This window comes from Enemella dayhoffiae (assembly GCF_002250625.1).
In the GTDB taxonomy this organism is placed as follows: Bacteria; Actinomycetota; Actinomycetes; order Propionibacteriales; family Propionibacteriaceae; genus Enemella; species Enemella dayhoffiae.
Map to the genome: position 1 here is coordinate 463824 of NZ_NMVQ01000001.1, position 20546 is coordinate 484369.

Below are 20546 nucleotides of genomic sequence, written 5' to 3' on the forward strand. Positions count from 1 at the left end.
GATGTATTAACTGGTCGAAGGGGAGGACCGATGGCGTACTACCGCAGCGTGGGCAGCATCCCGCCCAAGCGACACACCCAGCACCGGAACCCTTCGACGGACGGGCTCTACTACGAGGAGTTGATGGGTGAGGAGGGGTTCTCCTCGGACTCCTCGCTGCTCTATCACCGCGAGATCCCCTCGGCCATCGTCACCGTGAAGAAGTGGGAGCTGCCCGATCAGCAGACCCGCCCCAACGATCCGCTGCTACCGCGGCACTTCACGCTGCACGCCCTGTTCACCGAGGACACCTGGTCCGAGACCGACGTGGTCACCGGGCGTCGGCTGCTGCTCGGCAACGGTGACGTACGCCTGGCCTACGTGGTCGCGCGGGCCGAGAGCCCGCTGTACAAGAACGCGGCCGGTGACGAGCTGGTCTACATCGAGTCCGGGGAGGCCCGGCTGGAGACCGTGTTCGGCGTCCTGGACGTGGTCGAACACGACTACGTGTTGATCCCCCGCAGCACGATCCACCGATGGCTGCCCCGGGGTGCCGAGCCGCTGCGGGCGTACATCGTCGAGGCGAACAGCCACATCGCACCGCCGAAGCGGTTCCTCTCCCGCTATGGGCAGTTCCTCGAGCACGCGCCCTATTGCGAGCGCGACCTGCACGGGCCGAGCGAACCGTTCGAGATGACCGGGACCGACGTGTCGGTGCTGGTCAAGCATCACGGCCCGGGTGGGCGGATGGCGGGCACCGAGATGGTGCACGCGACCCACCCGTTCGACGTGGTCGGCTGGGACGGATGCCTGTATCCGTGGCGATTCAGCGTGGACGACTATGAGCCGCTGACCGGGCGGGTGCACCAGCCGCCGCCGAGCCACCAGGTGTTTGAGGGGCACAACTTCGTCATCTGCAACTTCGTGCCGCGCAAGGTCGACTATCACAAGCTGGCGATCCCGGTGCCCTACTATCACGCGAACGTCGACTCCGACGAGGTGATGTTCTATTGCGGCGGGGATTACGAAGCACGCAAGGGATCCGGGATCGGTCAGGGGTCGATCTCGCTGCATCCGGCCGGTCACGTGCACGGCCCGCAGCCGGGGGCGTACGAGCGCTCCATCGGGGTGGAGTTCTTCGACGAGCTGGCGGTGATGGTGGACACCTTCCGCCCGCTCGAGCTCGGCGAGGGTGCCGCTGGCTGCGAGGACGAGGCCTACGCGGGGAGCTGGAATGCCAACCGCCGCTGACCCGCAGCTGTTCCGCGGGATGCTGGACGACGCGGCAATTTTCCCACCAGGGTTGAAACCGCTGGAACAAGCGGTCCCCGCTCACCGGAACCACCGACGCTCGAAGTATCGCGAGCTGGTTGGTCCGCTGGTGCTCACGAGCGCGGCGTTGGATGAGCTGCCGCGGCTCACCAGGGGGTACGCCGACGGCTCGGTCGAGGTGTCGGTGACCGGGGTCGAGGTGACCCGGGCGCCAGAGGTGGCCGAGATCTGCTTCACCCTGGCCGCCGTCCGGCTCGCCGCCTTCGAACTGCTGATCGGGGAGCTCGCCCCTCGTGAGGTGGGGCGGCACATGGCCGAGCTGGCCGCGGTGCTGCCGGGGGTTGAACTCTTCCTCGAGGTGCCGCTAACGCCCGATGGCGGATATTCGGAGGAGGTGCTGGAGGCCCTCGCCGGCACCCCGTGCCGGGCGAAATTCCGCACCGGCGGGGTGACCGCCGACCTCTATCCGAGCGAACAGCAGCTGGCGGCGGCGATCGAGTCGGCGGTTCGTCTCGGTGTCCCGTTCAAGGCGACGGCCGGACTGCATCACGCGCTGCGCAACACCGATGGGGACCGCGAGCAGCACGGCTTCGCCAACCTGCTCTGGGCCACCGCGGAGGCACAGCGCGCTGGCGACGTCGCGGGTGCCCTGGCGGAGCGCGACGGTGCGGTGGTGGCCGAGCGGGTGGCCGAGCTGGATCCGGGCGTACGCCAAGCCTTCCGCTCCTTCGGCACTTGCAGCATCGACGAGCCGGTCGAGGAGTTGCGGGGTCTTGGCCTGCTCTGACGCGGCCGGCGGAACGGGTCTTTGCAGTTGGGAACCTTTGCAGATGTGAACGCGTCGCTCCGGCGTTCCGGCGATCTGCCCCCCACCAAGGAGTCATCATGAAGCGCACCTCGATTCGCCTCGCAACGGCCGCCCTGGGTGCGGCACTGGCCCTCAGCGCCTGCACGGGCATCACCTTCCAGCCCTATTCGGGCAGTCCGAGCAGCGCGAGTTCTCCGGCTGCGGCCCCGACCACCCGTTCGCCTTCCATCCAGCCCAGCCCGGAGGACAGCGCCTCCCCGGAGCCCGGTGAGTCACCCAGCCCCGGCGGTGGCTCCCGCGGCAAGGTGGCCCGCATCCAGGTGGAGGTGGCGATCATGAACGAGGTGAAGGACAAGACCGGTCGCACCGTGATCGTGGACTGCCCGGCCGATCTTGACGCGCGAGTGGGGACGAAGATGACCTGCGACTGGCGCGATGTCGACGACAAGGGCCGGGTCGAGGTGGAGGTCATCTCCGTCGACTCCACCGGCCAGGTGAACTTCCGCTTCCGCACCGTCTCCTGACCACCTCCCGCAGAACTCCCGGGTTCTTGGCATCGCACCGACGAGAGCCTGCGGTCCAGCCGGCCGCGGGCCGTCAAGAGACCGGAGTTGTGCGGGAATCCACCAGTATTCGCATCTTTGCAGATGGGAACCACTCGGTGAATCGCCCCGTCAGTACTCATGTAAACCGCCGGAGACCCGGCACCCGATCCTCGACAGGAGTCGTCATGAAGACCACCCGTTCGCTCGCCGCCCTCCTGGCCGCAGCCGCTGCTGGCCTGGCCCTCTCCGGTTGCTCGGTGCTGCCGACCTCGTTCGCCGGCCCCCGCGCCCCGGAGCCGCCGGTCAGCCAGCCGGCCCCGCCGACCGAGCCCACCACCGCACCCACCAGTGCGCCCACCACCCGTACGCCGAGCAGCTCACCGACCAGCAGTCAGCGCCCGACCACCCAGCGCCCGACCACCCAGCGCCCGACCACCCCGCGTCCCACGCAGGACGGCCAGACCCCCACCGCGCCGAGCGACCCCGGCGTACGCAACGGGTACGTCCCGAAGGAGACCGTGGTCTATGAGGTGGCGAGCGCAATCAAGAAGAGGTACGGGTTCTATCCGAACGTGCAGTGCCCCGCCGACCTGCCCGCCCGGGTGGGCGCCGGCGTGAACTGCACCGTCGCCGACAGCAAGCTGCCCGGTGGACAGATCGAGGTCAAGGTCACCGCCACCTCGATCAGCGGCCGCACGGTGAACATGAAGTTCGAGCAGGTCGGCTGAGCCGGACCCGGCTGACCCGCCGAGCGGGCACCCTGAGACGAACCCGTCCCCCGGACTCTCCCCCGGGGGGCGGGTTTCCTTGTGCGCGACGGGCCGCACTCTCGAGGAGTCAGAGCCAGGAGTTGCGCTCCCGGGCGGTCGGCACCACCGCCTGGTCCCACTGCTCGAACGGCTCGAGCAGCTTGTACCGGTTGTCGGGCTGGCGATCCAGCACGACGAAGGTGCCGTTGGGCGGATTGCAGATCGACTCGAAGTAGTCGACGCTCCAGTGGAACCACCGCATGCAGAACAGCCGCATCGTCAGCCCGTGGGTGACGATCACGACATTGCGCTCCATCGCCGGGTCGTCGAAGTTTCGGTGCAGCGATTCGAGGAAGGTGGATACCCGGTCATAGACGTCGGAGCCGGATTCGCCATGGCTGAACCGGTACCAGAAGTGGCCGTAGTCGTTGCGCAGCCGCTTCTCCTCGGCGATCTTGGCCGGGTCCTGGAAGTTGGCCCAGTCCTGTTCGCGGAGTCTCGGCTCCAGGCGTACCTCGTCGGCCGGGACGCCCAGGCCGAGCAGGGCGGCGGTCTCCAGGGTGCGGGTGTAGGGGGAGACCCACATCCGCAGCGTCTCCTCGCCGACCAGCGCGCGGATCCGCTCACCCGCCGCGATCACCTGCTCCCGGCCGCGTTCGGTCAGGTGCAGGGCGTGGTCGGGCACGGTCTCATAGATCCGGTCGTCGATGTTGCCCTCGCTCTCCCCGTGGCGGACCAGGATGATGCGTTGCGGACGGTGGGCCGGGGGCACTACTCCCCCGTACGCTCGGCCACGTCGGCCAACCGGGACAGCGACGCCCGCAGCCAGTCAGCGGTGGTACGCCGGGCGCGCGGGATCCGGTTGCTGTCGGTGAGCCCGGTCCAGTCGTAGGTGTGGGTGACCCGGGTCCGGCCGTCCTCGAGTGGCTCCAGCTCCCAGCGCCACAGATGCCCCGGGGGACGCGCACCCGGTTCGGCGGGCTGCCAGGCGATCAGCCGACCCTCGGTGAACTCGACGACGTGGTTCTCCCGCACCGAGCCCTGGGTCAGGGTCATGGTGAACAGCTGGCCGACCGCGGTGATCCGTTGCCCGGCCGGCGCCTCGGCCAGGTTGTCGTTGCCGTCCCAGCGGGGCTGGTTCGCCGGGTCGGCGATCAGCTCGAAGATGCTCCGCGCGTCCGCAGCGATCACCCGGCTGGCGGTGACGGTGCGCTGCTCAGTGTCGCTCACGTCGCGATCCTGCCACACGGCCCCGGGGGCGCAGGCGTACGCCGGGGATCGCCGGGGCGGGGATCCGGCCGGTCTCGCCCCGGTAGCCCCGCACGGCGCCGAACCGGTCGCCGTGCGCCTGCCACTCCTCGCGGAATCCGGCCACCTCGTCGTGGTCGCTGCCGATGAAGTTCCACCACATCACGATTTCCTCGGTGAACGGTTCGCCGCCGAGCAGGATCACCCGGGCCGGTCCGTCGCTGCCCAGCTCCAGCCGGGACGGTCCACGCTCGAGCACGCCGAGGTCACCGGCGGCCAGCTCGCGGCCGTTGAGGCGTACGCCGCCGCGGTCGACCAGCACCGCGTGCTCGTGCCCGGCGGGGACCGGGAGCCGGGTGTCGGTGCCGGGGGCGAGGGTCAGCTCGGCGCCGAGCAGGGAGGTGAACGTGCGCACCGGCGAGCGCTCCTGGGCCAGGTCGCCGAGGAACACCCGCCCGGTGATCCCGTCGGCCAGCTCGACCTGCTCGGCCGCGTGGTGCTGGAAGTCGCGGCCGGTGTCCCTGGCCGTGGCGGGCAGCACCACCCACAGCTGCACCCCGTGCAGCTCGTCGGTGGCCGGCGTGCTCACCTCGGAGTGGCAGATCCCGGAGCCGGCGGTCATCAGATTCAGCTCGCCGGGGCGGACCATCGCGTGCACGCCGGCGGAGTCGCGGTGCTCGATCTCCCCGGAGAACAACCAGCTCACCGTCTGCAGACCGGTGTGCGGGTGCGGGGCGACGTCCATCCCGCCGGTGGCCGCGACCCGATCTGGGCCGTAGTGGTCGACGAAGCACCAGGCCCCGACGAACGAGCGCTCCCGGTGCGGCAGGGTCCGGCGTACCGTCATCGCGCGCGGACCGCCCAACGGGACCTCGCGCGGGCTCAGCAGCTCCAGCTCGGTCATGGTCCGACCCTATTCGACAGGCTCAGGGACCTTTCGACAGGCTCAGGGACCCTTCGACAGGCTCAGGGACCCGACCTCGGGCTCGTTAGGATCGGCGTACAGCGACCACCACGAAGGAGTGCCATGCCTGCCGACGATTCGTCCCTCTTCGGACCCGACAACCTGCCCTACGGTGTGTTCTCGGTGGAGGGGCAGGATCCGCGGGTCGGCGTACGCCTGGGTGAGGAGGTGATCGACCTGGCCCGGTTGTTCGAGGATCCGCGGTTCGACCAGCCCTCGCTGAACGCGTTCATGGCCAGCGGTTATGAGGCGTGGGTGGAGGTGCGCCGGCAGCTGCAGCAACGGATCGCCGACGACGCGTTGCCCGTGGAGGCACGGTTTCCGCTGTCCGAGGTGCGGTTGCACATGCCGATGGAGGTGGCCGACTACGTCGACTTCTATGCCTCGGAGCACCATGCCAGCAACCTCGGTCGGCTGTTTCGGCCCGACGCCGAGCCGCTGCTGCCCAACTGGAAGCACCTGCCGGTCGGGTATCACGGCCGCTCCGGCACGGTGATCGTCTCCGGCACCGACGTGCGCCGCCCGTGCGGCCAGCGCAAGGCGCCGGACGCCTCCGAGCCGACGTTCGGGCCGAGCGTACGCCTGGACATTGAGGCCGAGCTGGGGTTCGTGGTGGGCACCGGCTCCCGGCTCGGTGAGCAGGTCTCCACCGCCGACTTCGAACGCCACGTGTTCGGCTGCGTGCTGGTCAACGACTGGTCGGCCCGCGACATCCAGGCGTGGGAATACGTGCCGCTGGGACCCAACCTGGGCAAGAGTTTCGCCACCTCGATCTCGGCCTGGGTGGTGCCGCTGCTGGCGTTGACCGCGGCGCGCTGCGAGCTGCCCGGGCAGGATCCGACCCCGCTGCCCTATCTGCGCGAGGAGCAGTCGTGGGGGCTGGACATCGCCCTCGAGGTGGCGTGGAACGGGCAGGTCGTCAGCCGTCCGCCCTATCGCACGATGTACTGGTCGCCCGCGCAGATGTTGGCCCACATGACGGTGAACGGGGCATCCGCGCGGACCGGCGATCTGTACGCCTCCGGCACGATCTCCGGGCCCGAGAAGGAGCAGCGGGGTGCGTTCATCGAGCTGACCTGGGGTGGCGAGGAGCCGGTCACGGTCAACGGTGAGGAGCGGACCTTCCTGGTTGATGGTGACGAGATCGCGATCACGGCAAGCGCACCGGGTGCGAACGGGTCGCGGATCGGCTTCGGTGAGGTCCGCGGGACGATCCAGCCGGCACCGTGCGAGTCATGAGCCGCCGCGAGATCGTCCTCGCCGAGGAGGATCCGCGGACCGGTTATCCGCTGCTCACCGCGACCGTGGTGCCGCGCCCAATCGCTTGGGTGTCGACGGTCGCGGCCGATGGGGTGGTCAACCTGGCGCCGCATTCGTTCTTCTCGGTCTCCTCGGCGCGGCCGCCGATCGTCCAGTTCACCTCGGTGGGGGCGAAGGACTCGCTGCGCAACGTGCGCGAGACCGGTGAGTTCGTGGTCAACCTGGTCAGCGAGGAGCTGGCCGTTGCGGCCAATGCCACATCTACGGATTTTCCTGCCGAGCTTGACGAATTCGAGCAGGTCGGGTTGGTCAAGGAGTCGTCGAGGTTGGTCCGGCCGCCGCGGGTGGCGGCCTCACCGGTGGCGATCGAGTGTCGGCTGCACCAGGTGATCGAGGTGGGCGACTGCTTCGTGGTGATGGGTGAGGTGCTCTGTTTCGCCATCGACGAAGAGGTTCTCGACCCGGATGCCAAACGGCCGCATCCAGCGTACGAGAGGCTGCGACCGGTCTCCCGGCTGGGACGCGACGAGTGGGGACGACCCGCGGACACCTTCGAGCTGAAGAGAATTCCATTCTCCGACGACGATTCCGGGCGCTGACCGCTCAGGTGACTGGCCCGCAACTCGTGCTGGTAGGAGGCGATCTTCTCCTCGTCGCCGTACCAGCCGTCGAACTGCGGTTCGATGCTCTCGGTGTTGGGGTCGAGCATCGCGCCCACCCGACCGACTCGACCGATCCGGTCGAGCGGTTGATGGCGTTCGTGGGGCGTACGCCCTGAGGCTCAGTCCTGGTTGGCGGCCCGGACCGCGAGAGTCTCATAGCCGAGCTCGTGCAGCGGAACGGGTACGCCGGTGACGGCGGCCAGCCGGACCAGGGCACCGAGGATCGACTCGAGCTCACTGGGTACGCCGGCCAGCAGATCCCGCTGCAGCGAGGTGGTGGACCCCTCGGGGAGGACCTCGGCGAACGCCATCGAGCGGGGTACGGCGTCGGCGGGCAGGCTGACGCCGGCCGCGCTTCCGACGGCGGCAACTTCGGCGATCGCGCGGGAGAGCAGTTCGCGCAGGCCGGGCCGGGTGCGGATCACCCCGATCGGCTGTGCGGACAGGGATCCGAGCAGGCCGAAGGCGGCGAAGAACAGGTATTTCTGCCACAGCTCGGACCAGATGTCGGTGGGTTCGACCACGGTCACCCCGGCGTCGTGGAACGCCTCGCGCAGGGCGATGACGCGATCGGTCACCCGGTTGGTCCACTCGCCGAACGCGATCGACCCGGGACCGCCACGGTGGTCGACCACCCCGCGGGCGGACAGCTGGGCGAAGATGCGCACGATCCCGGGGAGCACGGCTCCCTCGCCGACCACCTCGGCCACCCGCCTGGGTGCGTCGATCCCGTTCTGGGTGGTGATCACGGCGGTCAGCGGGCCGACGAGGCTGGGCAGCTGCGGCAGCACCGCGTCGAGGTGGTGGGCCTTCACGCACAGCAGCACCGCGTCGACCGGGCCGATCTGGTCGGCCTGGTCGGTGCAGCTGACCTCGGGGAGGTGCAGTTCGGTGTCCCCGTGCACGCGCAGCCCGTCTCGCCGCAGCACCTCGAGCGTCTCCGAGCGGACGAGATAACCGACCTCATGCCCGGCCCGCTGCAGCAGCGCACCGAAATAGCCGCCCAGCGCACCCGCACCCACCACCGCGAATCTCATGGCCACCATGCTAGAAGTCGTGTCAGGATCGTGGGGTGGAGCTCACCGACCTGACCTGGCCCCGGCAGACGGCCCGCCTCACCCTGCGGGCGATGGCGGAGGCGGACCTGCCCACCGTGTACGCCTATCGCAGCCGACCGGCGGTGTACGAGTGGATCACCACCGCACACACCTCACTCGACGACTTTTGCACCCGGGTCCAGCGCCAGTTGTCGGAAACCGACCGGTTGCTGCTGCTGGTGGCCGAGCTGGACGGCGACGTGATCGGGGACGGGATGGTCAAACTCACCAACGGATGGGCGCAGGACGACCTGCCCGCCGCCCAACGGTGCCAGGCCGAGATCGGTTACGTGATCGACGACGGGTACGCCGGCCGCGGGCTGGCCACCGAGCTCACCGGCGAGTTGCTGCGGATCGGCTTCGCCGACCTGGGGCTGCGCCGGATGGAGGCGGGGTGCTTCGCCGACAACCTGGCCAGCCGGCGGGTGCTGGAGAAGTGCGGGTTCCGGCTGGAGGGGTATTTCGTGCGGGAGTCGCTGCACCGCACCCGGGGTTGGTTGGACGGTTGCGCGTACGGGGTGCTGGCTCAGGACTGGGTGGGCTGAGGCGTACCGGGGTTGCGCACCAGGACCAGTCGCCGGTCGCTGGCGCTGAGGGTCAGCCGGTCGCCGGAGACCGACCACTGGGGACCGGCGGCGAGCAGTTCGGCGACCAGCTGTTCCTGGTCCATCAGGTCCTGGGAGCAGGCCATCTTGGTGGAGATGAGCCGTTCCACGACCAGCCTGGTGCCCTCCACACGATAACCGCCGCCCATCGTGTTGCAGCCGGGCCGGGCCCCGAGGCGGGCCTCCTCGAACGTGATCGTGGGCGCCTTGCCGACCACCGGTGGTACCGGGGCCTGCTCGACCACGCGCCAAGGGCCGCGAAGGGCCGCTGCATCGTTGGCCGCCGGGGTGGACGGGCCCGGTGTGGAGGGTGAGGGCGCGGCGGGAGTCCCACCGGTCCCGCAGGCGGTGAGAATCAGGATCGCGGACAGGGCGAGCAGGAGTGGGTACCTCATGTTGCCGACCACGATACGAGCCCGGTGGGAGGTTCCGTCGGGCGACAGGTTCGACAAGTGGCTTCGACAGGCTCAGCCAGGGGTTGGACGGAGGCTGCGACAGACTCAGCCAACGTTGCCACAGGTTCAGACGGCGGCCTCCTTGTCGTAGGGGCCGCCCGTGCTGTGGTGCAGGTCACGGCCGGCGGCCTCCCGGGCGGTGATCAGCGCGATCAGGGTGACGATCATGGTGATCGCCAGATGGGCGACCACTGCCGGCGTACCCCAGGTGGTGGACAGCCAGAGCGCGATCAGCGGGGCCGGGGCACCGGCGATGATCGAGGAACCCTGGAAGACCAGCGACGACCCGCCGTAGCGGTAGGCGGTCGGGAACAGCTCGGTAATCCCAAATCAACCGGAGCACCACCAGCAGCACGGTGGCGAGGATCCCCGCCGATCCCAGTGTGGGCAGGAAACCGATGGCCGCGGTGGCGGCGCCCAACATCAGGAAGGTGACCACCAGCATCGGCTGACGGCCGAACCTGTCACCCAGGACCGAAGACGAGCCCGCCCAACGGCCGGGCGACGAAGCCGAGACCCATTGTGGCCAGCGCGGACAGGGTGGCCACCCACGAGCCGCCGCGGGCGATCCTGCGCATCGGTTACCAGGTGGGGTCGCGACACCCGCTCACCCACCGTGCGTCCGGACTGGCCATCCTCGCCGTGCGGCCGGAGCAGCCGGACGACCCGGAGTCGGTGCGGCGGGCCAGGGATCAGGGGTTTGCGATCACCCGGGATGAGCTGGAGCAGGGTGCGGTCGGGATCGCCCGCCGGCGTACGCCTCCCGCCTGGCAATGACATGGAGTGCTGCGTCGGTGTGGTTGCGCTGGACGGTCTGGATGCGGACTCGGCGGTGGGGCCGGTACGCGCGGCCTCGGCAGAGCTGCGCCGGTCGTTCTAGGGCGGCGCCTGTTGGTGGAGTAGCGTCTCGCAGAACCGACCCGACGAAGGAGTAGCGATGTCCCTGCCCCCGATGCACCTGGCGATCCCGGTCCACGACATCGATCTGGCGCGTGACTTCTATGGCGCGGTGCTCGGTCTCCCCCGGGGGCGGTCGGCCGAGCGCTGGACCGACTGGAATCTGCACGGGCACCAACTGGTCACCCATCAGGTGGAGGCCCCGATCGTGTCGGCGCCGACCAACCCGGTGGACGGCCACGACGTGCCGGTGCCGCACTTCGGACTGGTGCTGCCGATCGCCGATTTCCACGCCCTGGCGGAGAAGATCCGCGAGGCGGGGATCGAATTCGTGATCGAGCCGTATGTGCGGTTCGAGGGCCAGCCCGGGGAGCAGTGGACGATGTTCCTCCGCGACCCGTCGGGCAACAACCTGGAGTTCAAGGCGTTCGCGGATCTCGGGCAGTTGTTCGCGGTGTGAGGCTGCTTCGACGGGCTCAGCCGACGTAGGAGGAATCAACCGTTTGGGTGATCCGCGGGGCCGTGTCGGCAGCGCAGGGTGGAGGCGTGCTGATTGCCGCCATCGTCCTGATCACCGCCGCCCTGATCTTCTACACCACCGGTGTCTGGGCCGAGCACCGCGCCGGTACCCTGCGGCGCTGGCACGTCGGGGCGTTTGCGGCCGGGCTCGCCTGCGATGCGGCCGGAACCGCGCTGATGAGTGGGCTGGCCGATCTGTCCACCGGCACGCCCGGACTGCTCACTCGGATCATGATGATCACCGGTGGCGTGGCGCTGTTGCTGATGGTGGGGCACCTGGCCTGGGCCGTCGTCGTGCTGCTGCGTGACCGGGCCAGTGAGCGGGCACGCTTCCATCGGCTGTCGGTGGTGGTGTGGGGGATCTGGCTGATCCCCTACTTCACCGGGATGGCCGGTTCCATGATCAACTGATGGGCATCGGTCCACCTCGTCGGTGCGGCGGGTTCCACCCGGCTGGCCGGTTCCGGGGGGAGCGGGCGTACCCAGTCCCCCAGCCGGCCGAGCGCGGAGTTCAACAACCCCGGACGCCAGCGGACGGTACGCGCCAGGTCGAGGCGCAGCCGCGGATGCACCGGGTGCGCAACCGTGATCTCGAAACCGGTCGCGGTGAGAAAGCCCACCGGCGGCAGGGCACAGGAGGGTCCGACCCGGGTCGCGCGCACTTCCAGCGCGGCCAGCCCCATCCGGACCGCGCGCGCGGCGGTGGCCTGGATGAGTTGCCGACCGATCCCGACGCCGGCGCACTCCGGCTGGACCCGGATCGACAGCATGGCGGCCGCATCCGCACCGTGCGGTCCACCGCCCTGCGGACCGCTGCGTGGCACGTGCAGGGGCGGGCAGAACAGCAGATACCCGGCCAGCTCGGCACCGACCTGGGCGCTGATCCCGCACAGACCCCATTCCTGCTGGGCGGCGCGGGCCCACTTCGCGGCGTTGCCGTCCGCCTCCAGCCCGGGGCGTACCCCTTCACCCAGGGCGCACCCCGAACAGGTCCGCGGCAGGCTGGGCAACTGCTCGACCATGATCGGTCGAAATCGCGGGCGCTCGGTCACGGGGCGTCCCGTCGGGCCTGCGAACGCCGGGGCTGGGTGAGCCCGACGACGAAACCGAGCAGCACCGCAGCGGCCAGCCCGACACCCAGCCAGACCAGCCGACTCGGCGTCGGCCGCAACAGGTCCTCGTTGCCGATCACCCGGGCGAACGGGCCGTGGTAGCCAGACTGCTCCTCCATGCCCCCATCGTAGAATGGACCGCAGCATGAAGCACCCAACCCACACCCCCGCAGCCTCCGCGCCCGCCAGGCGTCGGCGGCAGGCGCTGGTGTGGGTCGTCGGCCTGCTGGTCACCGCGGTGATGGTCGGGCTCGGGCTGTGGCAGATGCAGACGTTCCGGGACCAGGGTCAGGACGCGATGCGCGCCCGGATGACCCAGCCCGCGGTCCCCCTCGAGTCGGTGGTCCAGGTCGGACAGCTGCCCCGCGACGGTTACGGCCGCCCGGTGGTGGCCCGCGGCAGCTATCTGCCCGAGCGGCAGGTGCTGGTTCCCGAGGCCGGCCACCCGGGCCGCTTCCGGGTGCTGACCGCGTTGCGGCTGGCCGACGGCACGGTGTTGCCGGTCGTCCGCGGAGTGGTCGAGGGCGATCAGCCGCCCCCCGCTCCCGGTGGCCGGGTCGAACAGATCGGGCTGCTGCTCCCCACCGAGGCCGAACCGGAGACCGAGCTGCCTCCCGGCCAGCTGGGCACGGTCCGACTGCCACGGCTGGCGCAGGCCTGGCCAGAACAGTTGATTCCCGGATTCGTCAGCCTCGGTGACGCGGACGCCACGGCGCAGGGACTCACCCCTGCCGAGGTGGCGGTGCCGAGCTCCGCCGGGCAGGCGCGGAACAGCGGGTATGCCCTGCAGTGGTGGATCTTCGCGATCGCCGCCATCGCGGCCACCGTCAAACTTTCCCGCGACGCGGCGCGGGGGACCGGGCTGATGGCTGTGGGTAATGTGGACAAGGCTGGGGACAACGCTGTTGGCGACACGCCGGACACTGGGGATGAGCGTCCCGCATCGACCCCGGCCGGCGACCCGTCGCCGTCCTCGAGCGCCGACGCGGATACGCGGTTGACAAGGGAAGACGCGTGAGATTGACGGCCTGCGACGGGCCGCCGTGAAAAGGTTGTACGGACCCCGGGCACCAGCTGGTGCGTCGGTCGTGATGGAGAGGGAGACTGTGGACAATCGTGCTGTGCGGGGTGCGCTGATCCGCTACCGGGTGATGGCGTACGTCGTGGGCGTACTGCTGGTGGTGCTGATCTGCATCGGCATGCCGCTGAAATACCTGTCCCCCGATCCCACGCTGAACAAGCTCGGTTCCATGATCAACATGGTGTTGGGGATCGGTCACGGCTGGCTGTACATGCTGCTGCTGGTCACCGCCTACGACCTCGGGCGCCGGGTGAAGTGGACCTGGAAGCGGATGCTGGCGATCGCCCTGGCGGGCACGATCCCGTTCCTGTCGTTCGTCGCCGAGCGATCGGCCACCAGGGACGTGCGGGCGAAGCTGGCGGCGGGGCAGTCCACCCCGGTCGCCTGACCCCGACCCTCCGCGGTCAGTCGCGGGGTTCGAGTCCGAGCAGACCGACGATCCGCTCCAGGTCGTCGGCGGAGGCGAACTCGATGACGATCTTGCCCTTGTTCTTGCCCATGTCCACTCGCGCCCGGGTGTCGAAGCGGTCACAGAGCTGATCGGTCAGCTCGATGGCGCGCTGCGGTTTCTCGGTCGGCGTACGCCGGGCGCGCGGCTCGCTGCCGGTCTCACCGAGGATGATGAGTTCCTCGGTGGCGCGGACCGAGAGTCCCTCGGCGACGATTCGCTGAGCCACCCGTTCCTGAGTCAACTGATCCTCCAGCGACAGCAGCGCCCGGGCGTGACCGGCGCTGAGTACGCCGGCCGCAACCCGCCGCTGCACCGAGGCCGGCAGCCGCAGCAGGCGGATCGTGTTCGAGATCTGGGGACGAGACCGCTTGATCTTCGCGGACAACTCCTCCTGGGTGCAGCCGAAGTCGTCCAGGAGCTGCTGATAGGCGCTCGCCTCTTCGAGCGGGTTCAGGTTGGCCCGATGCAGGTTCTCCATCAGCGCGTCCCGGAGCAGGTCGTGCTCCTCGGTCGGGCGCACGATGGCGGGGATGGTGTCGCGGCCGGCGGCCTGGCTGGCCCGCCACCGGCGCTCGCCCATCACCAACTCATAGGTCTCCTCACCCTCGGCCCCCCGGCGGCCGAGGGGCCGGACCACGATCGGCTGCAGCAGACCCACCTCGCGGATCGACTCCACGAGTTCGTTCAGGTCGTCCTCGTCGAACTCGGTCCGCGGCTGCTTCGGGTTGGGCGTGATCGCCCCGATCGGGAGCTCGGCGAACCAGGCGCCCTCGGGCATCCGCCGGGAGGATTTCTGGGAGTCGATCACCCCGTCGACAGGTCGGTGGGTTCGCGCCTCGGGGTCGGTGTTCTGGATCAGTTGGCCGAGCCCCCGGCCAAGTCCGCTGCGGCGTGGTGGCTGGGTCACGGTCACTCCTTCGTGCCCGCACGGCGGGCGATCTCGGCGGCGGCCCGGCGATAGCAGATCGCGCCGGTGGATTCGGGCTGATAGGTGAGCACTGTCTGTCCGTAGCTGGGCGCCTCGGAGATCCTGACCGAGCGCGGGATGACCGACTCGAGGGTCTGGCTGGGGAAGTGAGCCCGGACCTCGTCGACCACCTGGGCCGCCAGCCGGGTGCGCGGGTCGAACATGGTGAGCAGCACGGTGCTGACGCGCAGCTCGTCGTTCAACTCGCCCTTAACCAGGTCGATCGTGTTGAGGAGTTGCGAGACTCCTTCCAGCGCGTAGTACTCGCACTGGATCGGGATGAGAATCTCCTCCGCTGCGACGAGCGCGTTCAGCGTGAGGAGGCCGAGTGACGGGGGACAGTCTAGGAAGACGTAGTCGACGTCCGTCTCCCTGAGGTGCCGCCGGATCGCGCGGGACAGGCGTGACTCGCGAGCGACCATGGACACCAGCTCGATCTCGGCCGCCGCCAGGTCGACGGTGGCTGGCAACACCCAGAGGTTCTCGGCCTCCGGGGACTGTCGGACATGGTCCCCGAGCGGTTGCCCCGCGATCAGCACCTCGTAGGTCCCCGCCGTCCCCGGCCCGTGCTCGATCCCCAGGGCGGTGGAGGCGTTCCCCTGCGGATCCAGATCCACGACCAGCACCCGCTGGTCACCGAGGGCGAGGGCGGTGGCCAGGTTCACCGCGGTGGTGGTCTTGCCGACGCCGCCCTTCTGGTTGGCGATCACCATGACTCGTGGTTGCCGTGGGCGGGGCAATGTTTTACGTGAAACAGCCCGTCCGCCGGGCTCCTCATCCTCATCCGCGCCGCGCGGCCCCAGTTCCTCGGGGTCAATGGTCGCCCCCAACACCCGGTCGGGCAATGTTTCACGTGAAACGGCCCGCTCGGTAAGGTGGCTCTCTTCCACTTCGGCGTCCTGAAGGGCCGAGCCAGCCTGAGCCGTGAGTTCCGCGTCCTGCGGCTCGGGCTCCGAAAGGGGGCCTTTTGGGGTGGCCGAATCTTCGATCAGTCCCTCCGGAGTCACCGTGTCAAGGTCAGTCACCGGGGCGCTGCGGTGCTGGTGCTCCAGGCCGGGTTCGCCCAGAAAACCTTCGTTGACCTCGGCGTCCTGGAGGCCGGCACCGGCGTCCTCCGCGGGCGCAGCCGACGTTTCCAGGTCCGGTTCCGCGAGGGTGGACGGCGGGTCGTTTCGGATCGGGCCGGGCCAGCCGAGCCCGGCGTACTCCTGAAGTCGAGTCGGCCAACCGAGCGCATCGGACGTGGACGGACTCATCACTCTCCTTGGCTGCGGCTACTCGGCCCGGCGGCGCCGGACGGCCGCCTCAGACTACCGCACGGACCCGTGGTCGCTAAGCCCGCAGGAGTCGGCGTACCAGGTCGCGCACGACCGACTCCACATCGCCCAGAGAATCCCCGCGGACCAGCAGCTCGAGGACGAGCCCGTTGATTGCATGGTGCAGCAGCTGCACCTCGTACGCCCCACCGGGCAGTCCGGCGGACTGGTGAAACTTCGCGTCTGCCTCGCGGCCGCGGGCGAGGAACGGGTTCAGCGCGGCGGCGACCTCAGGCGTACGCGCCGCTTCCAGCCGCAACTCGTAGAGCGCCAGGGTCAGCGTGCGCGAGGCGGTGAGCCGCCGCACCACGTCGAGCACGAACTCCTCGACGGCCGCCACCCCCTGCTGCGAATCGAGCACTCCCTGCACCCGATCAGGATCCGGAACCAGCCGAGCGAAGATGCCCTCGGCCGCCGCCAGCACCAGGTCGCCCCGGGTGGCGAAGTAGTTGCTCGTGGTGCCCAGGGGTACGCCGGCCCACCGGTCCACCGCCCGGTGCGTGAGCGCTCTGGCACCACCCTGTCCGAGGCAGGACAACGTGGCGTCGACCAGCTCCGCTCGCCGTCGCGGATTCGCCGCCATTGACAATCCCCCTTCCCGAACCGGTACAACTGTAGTACACCTGACTATGACACAAGTCGTAGTCAGGGGAGAATCTCGTGCGCTCGTTGATCTATCTGATCGCCGTCAGCCTGGACGGCTACATCGCCGATGCGGCCGGAGAGTGGTCGTCGTTCGACTCGTCGCCGGAACTGTTGGCCGACCTGTTCACCGAATATCCCGAAACCTGCCCGGTCCAGGCGCGGGAGGCTCTTGGAGTGACCGCGCCGCCGCGGCACTTCGACACCGTGATCATGGGTGCCCGGACCCATCGGCCGGCCCTGGACGCCGGGCTCACCAGTGCCTATCCGCACCTGAGGCAATACGTCGTCACCCATCGAACGGACCTGCCCAATGACCCCACGCTCCGCACCACAACCGACCCGGTCGGCCTGGTCAGGGAGCTGAAATCCCAACCGGGGAAGAATCTCTGGCTGTGTGGAGGCGGGGACCTGGCCGGTCAGCTGGTGGACGAGATCGATGAGTTCCACCTGAAGGTCAACCCGGTGCTGCTCGGTTCGGGTACGCCGCTGCTGGCCGGGGTGAACGCGCGCGTCGGGGTGCGGGAGACTGCCCGGCAACGGCTGGGCGAGCGGGTCGATCTGGTCACGCTGGTGAGCGAACGGCCGGCGGGTCCCCACGCTGGAGGGTCCCACGCTCCATGAACTGGCCCTCATATCGTCAACTCACCTCGACTGGCTCCGCCCGGTTGCGCTACTCGGGGAGCGTGAGGGGTCAGGATCGGGTGACTCGGACGGCGGTGGTGGCCTCGGCGGCGGGGTGGGCGCGGACGCTCAGTAGCTCGGCGCGCAGACCCTGCTTCCTGAGAACCTTTTCCACACCGCGGACCTCGTCGGCCGCCGAGGCTCCCTTGAGCGCGATCAGGGCCCCAGTGGGGGAGAGCAGCGGGACGCACCAGCGCAGAAGCCGGTCCAGCGGCCCTACCGCACGACAGGTGACGACGTCAAACGACCCGCCGAAATCCTCGGCTCGGCCGCGGATAACCCCGACCCGGTCGGTTATCCCCAGCTTATCCACAGCAAGATTGAGAAAATTGACCCTTCTTTGCAAGGGTTCGACCAAGGTGATGCCCAGGTCGGGGCGGGCGAGCGCCAGCGGGATGCCCGGGAGGCCGGCCCCGGAGCCGATGTCGGCCACCTCCGCGCCGGTCGGCAGCACCTCGGTCAGGGCGGCGGAGTTGAGGATGTGCCGGGACCAGAGCCGATCCACCTCGCGGGGGCCGATCAGCCCCCACTCGATCCCTTCGGCAGCCAACAGGTCGCGATAGCGTTCCGCCAGCTCGAACCGGTCCCCGAACACCTCGCGGGCGACCCGCAGCTCATCCCCGGCCCCGGCGCCTGCCCCGACCCCCGCGTCGCTCCCGGGTTCGGCCGCGGACGTCGGCTCCGACCCCTGAGTCATCTCAGCGCGGCAGCACGACGACGCGCCGGTTGGGCTCCTCGCCGTCGGACTCGCTGGTCAGACCGGCATCGGCGACCACGTCGTGCACGATCTTGCGCTCGAACGGGTTCATCGGGGTCATCCGGACCTGCTCGCCGGAGGAGCGGACCTCCTCGATCGCTTCCTTGGCCAGCTCGGTCAGCTCGCGGCGCCGCTTGTCCCGGTGACCGGCCACATCCAGCATCAGTCGGCTCCGCCGCCCGGTCTCGGTCATCACCGACAGCCGGCACAGCTCCTGCAGCGCGTCGAGCACCTCGCCGTCCTTGCCGACCAGCACGTTGCCCTCGGTGACAATGGACACGTGCGCCCGGCCGCCCTCGGTGAAGGTGTCGATGTCCCCGTCCAGGTCGGCGATGTCGAGGAGCTCCTCGAGATAGTCGGCGGCGATGTCGCCCTCCTCGTCGAGCACCGCCTGCTTGTTCGACCGACGTTCGCCGTTCTCCGCCACGTTCTCGTCGCCATCGCGCGCCTCGGCCTGCTCGGCCTGCTCGGCCTGCTCGGCCTGCTCGGCCTGTGCGCCCGAATCGGCCTGATCGGTCTGCTCGACCGACTCGGCGGCGTCGGTCTTCAGGACGGCGTTCCGGGTGTTCTCGTTGTCGCTCACGCGTGACTCCTTCGGGGAAACCACCGCAGACCGCGGTGGGTGGCCGTTGGTGGCCGGGATGGGGTTGGGCCAGGTCATTTCTTACGGTTGGCGCGCGTCTGGCGCCGCGGCTGCTGCCGCTGAATCCTCGGCTCATCGCTGGCCTCCCCGGCCAGCTCGGCGTTGCTCGGCTCGCTGGTGTCCTCGGCCTGCGGCGCCTTCTTGCGCGGTTTCGCACCGGGTCGCAGGGTGTCCGGGTCATAGCCCTTGGCGGTCATCCGCTCCTCCCAGGCCTCGTACGCCGGCGTACCCGGGGTGGGGGAGTTGCGGATCACATAGAACTGCTGACCCATCGTCCACACGTTGGAGGCAGTCCAGTAGATCAGCAGGCCGATCGGGAACGAGACGCCACCGACACCGAAGATCACCGGGAACAGGTACAGCATCATCTTCTGCTGCTGCGCCATCGGACCGGTCATCGCCTCCGGCGGCATGTTCTTGGCCATCAGCTGGCGCTGCGAAATGAAGGTGGTCGCCACCATCGCCAGGATCAGCACCAGCGCCACGACCTGCACCAGGCCGAAACCGTTCAGCGGCAGGAAGGTGTCGGCGATGCGTACGCCGAAGATCTTCGCCTCCGCCATCGAGTGCACCAGCTCGGGGCGGTCGATCAGGAACTGGCCGACGGCCTTGCCGCGGGCCGCCCCGTTGAGCACGTTGAACAGGGCGAAGAAGATCGGCATCTGCAGCAGGATCGGGAAGCAGGACGCCATCGGGTTCACACCCTCGTCCTTGTAGAGCTTCATCGTCTCCTGACCGAGCTTCTCCCGGTCGTGGGCGTATTTCTTCTGCAGCTCGCGGACCTTGGGCTGCAGCACCTGCATGTTGCGCGAGGAGCGGATCTGGCGGACGAACAGCGGGATCAGCGCGGTGCGGATGACGATCGTCAGCAGCAGGATCGACAGGGTCCAGGTGATTCCGGAATCGGTGCCGAACAGTGGGGCGAACAGGTAGTGCGCGAGCACCAGCAGGCCGGAGACCGCCCAGTGCAGGGGTGAGAGCAGCGTGTCCCAGAACGCCTCCAACGGGATCAGCCCCGCCAGGGGGGTGATCAGGGGGAGCAGGGTCTCCATCAGTTCGCACCTCGAGTGTTGGTGGGCCGGGTCGGTTGCGCCCCGGCGGGTTCGTCGTCAGTTCCAGTGTCGCCGCTGTCGTGGAGCGTACGCCGGGTCGGCGACCCGGACGCGTCCCCGAATTCGCGGCGGGAGCGTTCGGCGTCGGCCTGCTCGCGCTCCCACTCGGCAGCGGCCGGCGTACCGGGGACCGGGTCGTAACCGCCCGCGGACCAGGGGTTGCAGCGCACGATCCGGCTGATCGTCAACCAGCTGCCGCGCAGCGCCCCGTGCACCTGCACCGATTCGAGTCCGTAGGCCGAGCAGCTGGGGTGGTAGCGGCAGACGTTGCCGTAGAGCGGGCTGATCACCGCCCGCCAGAGCTTGATGAACCCGACCAGCAGCCATTTCACCGCGCCGGCCCCGTCGCCTCGGGGGCGTACGCCGCCAGCTTGCGCAGGCAGCCCCGCCAGGCGCCGCCCAGGTCCTCGGCCAGGCTGTCCGCGCTTGCGGCGGGGGCCAGCGCTCGGATCACCACGTTGGTCCCCCCGGGCGTCTCGGCCACCAGCGGAACCGCCAGGTGCCGCAGCCGCCGCTTCACCCGGTTGCGCACCACCGAGCCGCCGACGGCACGGGACACGACAAGGCCCACCTTGGTCGCGGAATCGCCGGCACCGGCAGGGCGGTGGGCGTGCACGACCAAAGTGGACCGACCGGAGCGTACGCCGGAACGAATCGTGCGCCGGAAGTCCAGCGCTGATCTCATCCGATGCGCGGCAGGGAGCACGGTCGCCGCGGCCGG

The 20546-nt window shown here is 69.4% G+C and carries 30 protein-coding genes; 15 read left to right on the forward strand and 15 right to left on the reverse strand.

From position 1 onward, the window contains the following. The first annotated feature begins 30 nt into the window (after positions 1–30). The 4 genes from CGZ93_RS02260 to CGZ93_RS02275 all read left to right on the forward strand — a co-directional run bounded on the left by CGZ93_RS02260 (position 31) and on the right by CGZ93_RS02275 (position 3332). The gene (locus CGZ93_RS02260; protein WP_094362495.1) at positions 31–1230 is read left to right on the forward strand and encodes a homogentisate 1,2-dioxygenase; all 1200 of its coding nucleotides are present in this window, start codon (positions 31–33) and stop codon (positions 1228–1230) included. After that, positions 1214–2038, forward strand: a complete 825-nt coding sequence (locus tag CGZ93_RS02265; RefSeq protein ID WP_094362496.1) for a hypothetical protein — start codon at positions 1214–1216, stop codon at positions 2036–2038. Before CGZ93_RS02260 ends, CGZ93_RS02265 begins: the two co-directional genes overlap by 17 nt. Positions 2039–2136: 98 nt before the next feature. Continuing rightward, positions 2137–2583 (forward strand): DUF4333 domain-containing protein, encoded by a 447-nt coding sequence (locus CGZ93_RS02270; protein ID WP_094362497.1) that lies wholly within the window; start codon positions 2137–2139, stop codon positions 2581–2583. Between the two features lie 206 nt (positions 2584–2789). Continuing rightward, entirely contained in the window at positions 2790–3332 is a 543-nt protein-coding gene (locus tag CGZ93_RS02275; RefSeq protein ID WP_094362498.1) for a DUF4333 domain-containing protein, read from the forward strand. Positions 3333–3441: 109 nt separating this feature from the next. Here CGZ93_RS02275 and CGZ93_RS02280 read toward each other — a convergent pair whose 3' ends face one another. The 3 genes from CGZ93_RS02280 to CGZ93_RS02290 are packed head-to-tail and all read right to left on the reverse strand — an operon-like array spanning position 3442 to position 5505. After that, positions 3442–4125, reverse strand: a complete 684-nt coding sequence (locus CGZ93_RS02280) for a histidine phosphatase family protein (protein ID WP_094362499.1) — start codon at positions 4123–4125, stop codon at positions 3442–3444. Continuing rightward, entirely contained in the window at positions 4125–4583 is a 459-nt protein-coding gene (locus CGZ93_RS02285; protein ID WP_094362500.1) for an SRPBCC family protein, read from the reverse strand. The genes CGZ93_RS02280 and CGZ93_RS02285 overlap by 1 nt, the downstream gene beginning before the upstream one ends. Beyond that, the gene (locus tag CGZ93_RS02290) at positions 4570–5505 is read right to left on the reverse strand and encodes a pirin family protein (protein ID WP_094362501.1); all 936 of its coding nucleotides are present in this window, start codon (positions 5503–5505) and stop codon (positions 4570–4572) included. The genes CGZ93_RS02285 and CGZ93_RS02290 overlap by 14 nt, the downstream gene beginning before the upstream one ends. Before the next feature lie 123 nt (positions 5506–5628). Here CGZ93_RS02290 and fahA point away from each other — a divergent pair, with 123 nt between their 5' ends. From fahA to CGZ93_RS18710, 3 genes are read left to right on the forward strand one after another with little or no spacing between them, the layout of a single operon-like run. Then, entirely contained in the window at positions 5629–6804 is a 1176-nt protein-coding gene (fahA, locus tag CGZ93_RS02295; RefSeq protein ID WP_094362502.1) for a fumarylacetoacetase, read from the forward strand. Continuing rightward, positions 6801–7424 carry a flavin reductase family protein gene (locus CGZ93_RS02300; RefSeq protein WP_094362503.1) on the forward strand — a complete coding sequence of 208 codons (624 nt, stop codon included), beginning with the start codon at positions 6801–6803 and terminating at the stop codon, positions 7422–7424. Before fahA ends, CGZ93_RS02300 begins: the two co-directional genes overlap by 4 nt. Positions 7425–7432: 8 nt before the next feature. After that, complete coding sequence (locus tag CGZ93_RS18710; RefSeq protein WP_176451601.1) at positions 7433–7603, forward strand: hypothetical protein; 171 nt, start codon at positions 7433–7435, stop codon at positions 7601–7603. 3 nt (positions 7604–7606) lie between these two features. On the opposite strand, the gene CGZ93_RS02305 is transcribed toward CGZ93_RS18710, so the two are convergent. Next, positions 7607–8524: a 2-dehydropantoate 2-reductase gene (locus CGZ93_RS02305; protein WP_094362592.1), complete on the reverse strand. Its 918-nt coding sequence runs from the start codon at positions 8522–8524 to the stop codon at positions 7607–7609. A gap of 35 nt (positions 8525–8559) precedes the next feature. Between CGZ93_RS02305 and CGZ93_RS02310 the strand changes: the two genes are divergently transcribed. Continuing rightward, the gene (locus tag CGZ93_RS02310; RefSeq protein WP_094362504.1) at positions 8560–9129 is read left to right on the forward strand and encodes a GNAT family N-acetyltransferase; all 570 of its coding nucleotides are present in this window, start codon (positions 8560–8562) and stop codon (positions 9127–9129) included. Here the strand turns inward: CGZ93_RS02310 and CGZ93_RS02315 are convergent. Continuing rightward, positions 9111–9584 (reverse strand): META domain-containing protein, encoded by a 474-nt coding sequence (locus tag CGZ93_RS02315; RefSeq protein WP_141211040.1) that lies wholly within the window; start codon positions 9582–9584, stop codon positions 9111–9113. The two genes, CGZ93_RS02310 and CGZ93_RS02315, sit on opposite strands and share 19 nt — an antisense overlap. Before the next feature lie 226 nt (positions 9585–9810). Here CGZ93_RS02315 and CGZ93_RS19700 point away from each other — a divergent pair, with 226 nt between their 5' ends. The 4 genes from CGZ93_RS19700 to CGZ93_RS02335 all read left to right on the forward strand — a co-directional run bounded on the left by CGZ93_RS19700 (position 9811) and on the right by CGZ93_RS02335 (position 11471). Continuing rightward, on the forward strand, positions 9811–9939 hold the full coding sequence (locus CGZ93_RS19700; protein WP_267489704.1) for a hypothetical protein: 129 nt from the start codon (positions 9811–9813) through the stop codon (positions 9937–9939). Between the two features lie 245 nt (positions 9940–10184). Further along, positions 10185–10421 (forward strand): IclR family transcriptional regulator, encoded by a 237-nt coding sequence (locus CGZ93_RS02325; protein WP_141211041.1) that lies wholly within the window; start codon positions 10185–10187, stop codon positions 10419–10421. 160 nt (positions 10422–10581) lie between these two features. Then, positions 10582–11001, forward strand: a complete 420-nt coding sequence (locus tag CGZ93_RS02330) for a VOC family protein (RefSeq protein ID WP_094362507.1) — start codon at positions 10582–10584, stop codon at positions 10999–11001. Positions 11002–11087: 86 nt separating this feature from the next. Further along, positions 11088–11471, forward strand: coding sequence for an HsmA family protein (locus CGZ93_RS02335; RefSeq protein ID WP_094362508.1), 384 nt, complete (start codon positions 11088–11090; stop codon positions 11469–11471). Here the strand turns inward: CGZ93_RS02335 and CGZ93_RS02340 are convergent. Both CGZ93_RS02340 and CGZ93_RS18715 read right to left on the reverse strand, forming a co-directional pair. Then, positions 11435–12112 carry a GNAT family N-acetyltransferase gene (locus tag CGZ93_RS02340; protein WP_094362509.1) on the reverse strand — a complete coding sequence of 226 codons (678 nt, stop codon included), beginning with the start codon at positions 12110–12112 and terminating at the stop codon, positions 11435–11437. The genes CGZ93_RS02335 and CGZ93_RS02340 overlap by 37 nt on opposite strands. Next, positions 12109–12291: a hypothetical protein gene (locus tag CGZ93_RS18715; RefSeq protein WP_094362510.1), complete on the reverse strand. Its 183-nt coding sequence runs from the start codon at positions 12289–12291 to the stop codon at positions 12109–12111. The genes CGZ93_RS02340 and CGZ93_RS18715 overlap by 4 nt, the downstream gene beginning before the upstream one ends. Positions 12292–12317: 26 nt before the next feature. On the opposite strand from CGZ93_RS18715, the gene CGZ93_RS02350 reads away from it, so the two are divergent. Both CGZ93_RS02350 and CGZ93_RS02355 read left to right on the forward strand, forming a co-directional pair. Next, positions 12318–13190, forward strand: a complete 873-nt coding sequence (locus CGZ93_RS02350; RefSeq protein WP_171196665.1) for an SURF1 family protein — start codon at positions 12318–12320, stop codon at positions 13188–13190. 88 nt (positions 13191–13278) lie between these two features. Beyond that, positions 13279–13641 carry a DUF3817 domain-containing protein gene (locus CGZ93_RS02355; protein WP_407643913.1) on the forward strand — a complete coding sequence of 121 codons (363 nt, stop codon included), beginning with the start codon at positions 13279–13281 and terminating at the stop codon, positions 13639–13641. Positions 13642–13657: 16 nt separating this feature from the next. On the opposite strand, the gene CGZ93_RS02360 is transcribed toward CGZ93_RS02355, so the two are convergent. The 3 genes from CGZ93_RS02360 to CGZ93_RS02370 form a co-directional block, all read right to left on the reverse strand. Further along, positions 13658–14617: a ParB/RepB/Spo0J family partition protein gene (locus CGZ93_RS02360; protein WP_229117138.1), complete on the reverse strand. Its 960-nt coding sequence runs from the start codon at positions 14615–14617 to the stop codon at positions 13658–13660. Further along, positions 14614–15384, reverse strand: coding sequence for a ParA family protein (locus CGZ93_RS19235; RefSeq protein WP_229117139.1), 771 nt, complete (start codon positions 15382–15384; stop codon positions 14614–14616). Before CGZ93_RS19235 ends, CGZ93_RS02360 begins: the two co-directional genes overlap by 4 nt. Before the next feature lie 619 nt (positions 15385–16003). Next, entirely contained in the window at positions 16004–16570 is a 567-nt protein-coding gene (locus CGZ93_RS02370) for a TetR/AcrR family transcriptional regulator (RefSeq protein WP_094362513.1), read from the reverse strand. 77 nt (positions 16571–16647) lie between these two features. Between CGZ93_RS02370 and CGZ93_RS02375 the strand changes: the two genes are divergently transcribed. After that, complete coding sequence (locus tag CGZ93_RS02375; RefSeq protein ID WP_094362514.1) at positions 16648–17253, forward strand: dihydrofolate reductase family protein; 606 nt, start codon at positions 16648–16650, stop codon at positions 17251–17253. A gap of 70 nt (positions 17254–17323) precedes the next feature. On the opposite strand, the gene rsmG is transcribed toward CGZ93_RS02375, so the two are convergent. The 5 genes from rsmG to rnpA form a co-directional block, all read right to left on the reverse strand. Then, positions 17324–18010, reverse strand: coding sequence for a 16S rRNA (guanine(527)-N(7))-methyltransferase RsmG (gene rsmG / locus CGZ93_RS02380; RefSeq protein ID WP_094362515.1), 687 nt, complete (start codon positions 18008–18010; stop codon positions 17324–17326). A gap of 1 nt (position 18011) precedes the next feature. Then, positions 18012–18653 (reverse strand): Jag family protein, encoded by a 642-nt coding sequence (locus CGZ93_RS02385; RefSeq protein ID WP_407643914.1) that lies wholly within the window; start codon positions 18651–18653, stop codon positions 18012–18014. A gap of 74 nt (positions 18654–18727) precedes the next feature. Beyond that, entirely contained in the window at positions 18728–19747 is a 1020-nt protein-coding gene (gene yidC / locus CGZ93_RS02390; RefSeq protein WP_407643916.1) for a membrane protein insertase YidC, read from the reverse strand. Positions 19748–19764: 17 nt separating this feature from the next. Then, positions 19765–20157, reverse strand: a complete 393-nt coding sequence (yidD, locus tag CGZ93_RS02395) for a membrane protein insertion efficiency factor YidD (RefSeq protein ID WP_094362518.1) — start codon at positions 20155–20157, stop codon at positions 19765–19767. Next, complete coding sequence (gene rnpA / locus CGZ93_RS02400) at positions 20154–20531, reverse strand: ribonuclease P protein component (protein WP_267489705.1); 378 nt, start codon at positions 20529–20531, stop codon at positions 20154–20156. Before rnpA ends, yidD begins: the two co-directional genes overlap by 4 nt. Positions 20532–20546: the final 15 nt, after the last annotated feature.